Below are 5,093 nucleotides of genomic sequence, written 5' to 3'. Positions count from 1 at the left end.
CGCCCGTCCGTACATTGAATGAGAATGCGCCGCCGCTAGCGCGTCGGGACGGGCCTCGTGCACTCGGGAATGGATCACAAACGCTGCACGATTGACGGGACGAGAACCTTCGATCACATCGCCTTTGTGATCGACCAAGATCAGGTCGGACGCTTTGATTTTCGTGAATGCCATTCCGAATGGATTCACCCAGAAATACTCGGGGTGTTCCGGGTCGCGCACCGTGACGTGGCCCGCAACGCCCTCGGAGAAGCCGAACTTACCGAAGAGCCGGAACCCGGCGGCGAGCTGTTCCTTACGGTACTTGCGCTCAGCGTCGACCGAGCTAAAGACCGGCGGTTGCGGGAGTCCGCTTCCGGCTGGGGAGGGACCAGTGACGGCGGCCAGGTTGGGATCGAGGATGCTTGTCATCAATTCCTCCTTGCGGTAACTGCGCCGCGACTTGAGTTATGCACCGTGCGTTTACGTGCGCAGTCTGGCACTCGCGCAGGCCCGGCGTCGATGTGCCGACGCACATAAATGCCGGCACCGAAGCGTGGGCCTGCACAATGCATTACCACCCGGGTCGCCGCTTACGATGAGAATGCACGCCTGTCTGCTGGCCAGGGCCTATATCAGCCGCCATGCTTTCGGCGACCAGTCTGCGATCAGCTGTGCGCCGTCACACCGAAGCGGCCAGGCTGTTGTGCCCCCCGACATTGTTGTGCGAGCTCGCCGAGAGGACGATTGTGTTCCTCAGGAGAAGCCCAAGAACCAGGCACCCAATTAGATACCCAGAGGTAGACCATGACCAGCCTGAGCACCAATCTCATCGCATCCAAAGAAAGCAACCCCAACCGCGTTGCGCTGCGGTGCGACGACCTGCAGTTCACTTTCGCTGAGTTCGACGCGGCAGCCGCCCGGGTGGCGACGCTGCTTGAGCAAGCCGGAGTCGAGCCGGGTGACCGGGTGGGGGTGATGCTGCCCAATACGCCCGCATTCGCCATCGTGTTTTACGGGATCATGTATCGCGGCGCGGTCGCAGTCCCGATGAACCCGCTGCTCAAGGCGCGAGAGGTGACCTTCTACCTGTCGAACAGTGGCGCCAAAGCGCTGTTCGGGACACCTGCCTTCGCCAACGAGGCCAGCGCCGGTGCCGACGAAGTGGGCGCGCAGTGCTGGATTGTCGATGACGCCGGTTTGCTGGACCTGATCGCCAGCCTGCCCGAGCAAGAGACTGCCGTGGAGCGCGGTGCCGACGACGTCGCGGTCATCCTGCATACCTCCGGAACCACCGGAAAGCCCAAGGGCGCGATGCTCACGCACGGCAATCTGGGCCGCAACGCCGAGGTCAGCGTCAACACCCTCGTCGAGACCGGGCCGGACGACGTCGTGATGGGCTGCCTGCCCCTGTTCCACGTCTTCGGCCTCACCTGTGGCCTCAACGGGGCGGTGCTGTCGGGTGCGACGTTGACGCTCATACCTCGATTCGACCCGCTCAAGGCGCTCGAGGTGATCGAACGGGACTCCGTGACGGTGTTTGAAGGTGTGCCGACGATGTATTCGGCGCTGTTGGGCGTGGCAGACCAGGTTGCACCGGAGGCGACCCGCACATTGCGGGTCTGCGTCTCCGGAGGTGCGGCCATGCCAGTGCAGGTTCTCACCGACTTCGAGAAGGCCTTTGGCTGCGCGGTCCTCGAAGGCTACGGGCTCTCCGAGAGCTCCCCGGCCGCCGCATTCAACCATCCGCACCGGCCGCGCAAAGTGGGCTCGATCGGTACCCCGATCGAAGGCGTGCAGATGCGGGTGGTCGACCTGGACGGCGCTGAGGTCCCCCAAGGCCAGACCGGCGAGATCCAGATCCGCGGCCACAACGTGATGAAGGGCTACTGGAACCTGCCCGACGCGACCAAGGCAACCATCACGCCGGATGGCTGGCTGGCCACCGGTGACGTCGGACGTGTCGACGAGGATGGCTACTTCTACATCGTCGACCGGACCAAGGACATGATCATCCGCGGCGGCTACAACGTCTATCCCCGCGAGATCGAGGAAGTGCTCTATGAGCACCCCGCCGTGGCCGAAGCCGCGGTCATCGGCATCCCGCACGACTCGCTGGGTGAGGAAGTCGGCGCGGCGGTCGCGTTGAAGGAAGGGGAGCGCGTCGAGCCCGCGGAGCTACGCGACTACGTCAAGGCCCGGGTGGCCGCTTACAAGTACCCGCGCCACGTCTGGCTGGTCGATGCGCTGCCCAAGGGACCCACTGGCAAGATCCAGAAACGCGACATCACCGTTCCGACGACGGAAAGCACACGATAACTATGGCGACTCCCAAGGATCCCACGGCCAAAGTCGATGAGCTCGCTGCGCCGCTCGACCTGCTTCTCACCAGCGCCACCAAGCCATTCGCCAGCCGGATGATGCCGAACGCCACCTGGGCCCGCTTCGCCGGCAACCTCGCTCAGCACCCCGGCACCGTGGCAGACCGGGTTGGCGCGCTGACCCGTGAGCTCGGCAATATCGCTGTGGGCAAGTCGCACCGCGCTCCGGCACGCGCCGACAAGCGCTTCAGTGACCCTGCGTGGCAGGAGAATCCGCTGCTGCACAGAATCATGCAGGCTTATCTGGCAGGCTCCGAGACGGCCGAGGAGTTGCTCGCGGACGCGCAGTTGGATTGGCGCGACAAGGAGAAGATGCAGTTCGTTATCGACAACATCGTGGAGGGCCTGGCGCCCAGCAACAACCCGCTGATCAGTCCGCTCGGCTGGAAGGCGCTGATCGACACCGGCGGTCTGAGCGCGGTGCGGGGCGCGAGAGCCTTTGCCCGAGACATGCTTTCGAAGCCCCGCGTGCCGGCGATGATCGAGCCGGACGCCTATGCGGTGGGCGAGAACCTGGCTATCACCAAAGGGGCCGTCGTACTGCAAACTTCGGTGTTCGAATTGATTCAATACGCCCCACAGACAGCCAAGGTGCGCGCAATTCCATTGCTCATGGTGCCGCCGGTGATCAACAAGTTCTACATCATGGATATCGCGCCCGGCCGCAGCATGATCGAGTACTTCGTCCAGCAGGGCCAGCAGGTCTTCGTCATTTCGTGGCGTAATCCGCAAGCCCGCCACCGGGATTGGGGCTTCGACGCCTATGGCGCGGCGATCGTTGAGGCGATGGACGCCGCGCAGAAAATCACCGGGGCCGACAGCACCCACCTGTTGGGTACCTGCTCGGGCGGCATCCTCGCGGCGATGACCGCGGCCCACCTCAGTGAGATCGGCGAGGGCGATCGGGTCGCGGGCCTCAACCTGGCGGTCACCGTGCTCGACGAGACCCGGGCCGGGTTCGCGGCGGCGGCGATGAGCGACCGCGCAGCGCAGGCGGCGATTCGAATCTCGGCCAGGAAGGGTTTCCTGGACGGGCGCGACATGGCGGAGATGTTCGCCTGGCTGCGGCCCACCGACCTGGTGTGGCGGTACGTGGTGAACAACTATGTGCAGGGACGCAAGCCGGCGCCGTTCGACGTGCTGTTCTGGAACGCGGACACCACCCGGATGGCTGCCGCGCTGCACCGCGACCTGGTGCTGATGGGGCTGCGCAACGCGCTGGTCACGCCCGGCGGGGTCAGCATGCTGGGCAGCCCGGTCGACCTGTACAAGATCACCGCAGACGCCTATATCGTCGGCGGCGTGGCCGACCACATCTGCCCGTGGCAGGCCACCTATCGGAGCGCACGCCTGCTCGGCAGTAAGGACAATCGCTTCGTGCTGTCCACCAGCGGTCACATCGCGGCACTGGTGAACCCGCCCGGCAACCCCAAGGCATCGTTCCGCACCGGCCCAGTCGACGTCGAGGATCCCCAACAGTGGCTGGACTCTGCAGAGAAGCACGCGGACTCCTGGTGGCCGGACTACGTCAGCTGGCTCGCCGAGCGCAGCGGTGCGGAGATCGACGCTCCGAAAATGCTTGGTGGGGAGGAGCTTCCGCCGCTCGGTCCGGCACCGGGCAATTACGTGATGGAGAAGTGACGAAATGATCGGACAAGCCATTACCGCACCGCCCGAGCTCGCTGACCAAGTCGCCACTATCCGTCGTGTGTTCGCAAGCGGACGCACACGGGCGCTCGACTGGCGACTGCGCCAACTTCGAGGAATCGAGCGACTTCTCGACGACAACGAGGATCAGATCGCAGCGGCGCTCGCACAAGATCTCGGCCGTGAACGAGCAGAAGCTTGGCTGGGCGATATCGCGTCCTCGAGGGGCGAAGCGGAGTTCGCGCGTAAGCACCTGGGCAAGTGGATGAAGCGAAGAAAACAGCGGGTGCCATTGAGCCAGCTCCCCGGCTCGGCTTGGGTGCAATACGAACCGCTGGGCGTGGTCCTCATCATCGCGCCGTGGAACTATCCGGTCTACCTCTCGCTCGGCCCTCTGGTGGCCGCCGTCGCGGCCGGCAACTGTGCGGTGCTCAAGCCATCGGAACTGGCCCCCGCTACCTCGGTGCTTCTTGCCCGGCTGATCCCCCAGTACCTCGACACGGATGCGATCGCCGTAGTCGAGGGCGCTGCCGACACCACACAGCAACTGCTCTCGTTGGGCTTCGACCACGCCTTTTTCACCGGCGGTACCGCGATCGGCAGCAAGATCATGGCCGGGGCGGCCTCGACGCTTACCCCGGTCACCTTGGAGCTCGGCGGCAAGAGCCCCGTCATCGTCACCGCCGACGCCGATCTCGATGTGACGGCACGGCGGATCGCGTGGGGAAGGCTGCTGAATTCCGGGCAGACTTGTGTCGCGCCGGACTACGTACTGGCCGACAAGTCCATCAAGTCAGAACTCGTCCGGCTGATCGTCGATAACGTGGCTGCTTTCCGTGCCGGAAATGACATGGGCATGCGGATCGTCAACGAGCGCCAATTCGACCGGCTCGTTGGCTATCTCGAAGCCACAAAGGGCGAGGTTGCCGTCGGCGGCCATAGCGACCGGGATTCACTGACGATCGAGCCGACAGTCATCGTCGACCCTGATCCCGACGAGCCCGCGATGACCGACGAGATCTTCGGCCCGATCCTTCCGGTGATTGAAGTGGATTCGGTGGATCAGGCGATCAGCTTCGCCAACGG

4 protein-coding genes are annotated in these 5,093 nt (G+C 64.5%); 3 read left to right on the top strand and 1 reads right to left on the bottom strand.

Features of this window, described 5'->3' with window-relative positions:
- On the bottom strand, positions 1 to 411 hold a 411-nt coding region (locus tag VNW74_RS02550; RefSeq protein ID WP_325675041.1), incomplete at its 3' end, for a class II aldolase/adducin family protein.
- A 375-nt stretch (positions 412 to 786) separates the two neighbouring features.
- Here VNW74_RS02550 and VNW74_RS02545 point away from each other — a divergent pair.
- From VNW74_RS02545 to VNW74_RS02535, 3 genes are all read left to right on the top strand, one after another.
- Positions 787 to 2,298 carry a long-chain fatty acid--CoA ligase gene (locus VNW74_RS02545; protein WP_325675040.1) on the top strand — a complete coding sequence of 504 codons (1,512 nt, stop codon included), beginning with the start codon at positions 787 to 789 and terminating at the stop codon, positions 2,296 to 2,298.
- A 2-nt stretch (positions 2,299 to 2,300) separates the two neighbouring features.
- On the top strand, positions 2,301 to 4,001 hold the full coding sequence (locus tag VNW74_RS02540) for a PHA/PHB synthase family protein (protein WP_325675039.1): 1,701 nt from the start codon (positions 2,301 to 2,303) through the stop codon (positions 3,999 to 4,001).
- Positions 4,002 to 4,005: 4 nt separating this feature from the next.
- Positions 4,006 to 5,093, top strand: a 1,088-nt coding sequence (locus VNW74_RS02535) for an aldehyde dehydrogenase family protein (RefSeq protein ID WP_325675038.1), incomplete at its 3' end; no start/stop codon positions are given.

The organism is Mycobacterium sp. (assembly GCF_035570115.1).
Taxonomy (GTDB): Bacteria; Actinomycetota; Actinomycetes; order Mycobacteriales; family Mycobacteriaceae; genus Mycobacterium.
The sequence above is the reverse complement of the archived record's forward strand: the minus strand, read 5'-3'. Positions and strand labels throughout refer to the sequence as shown.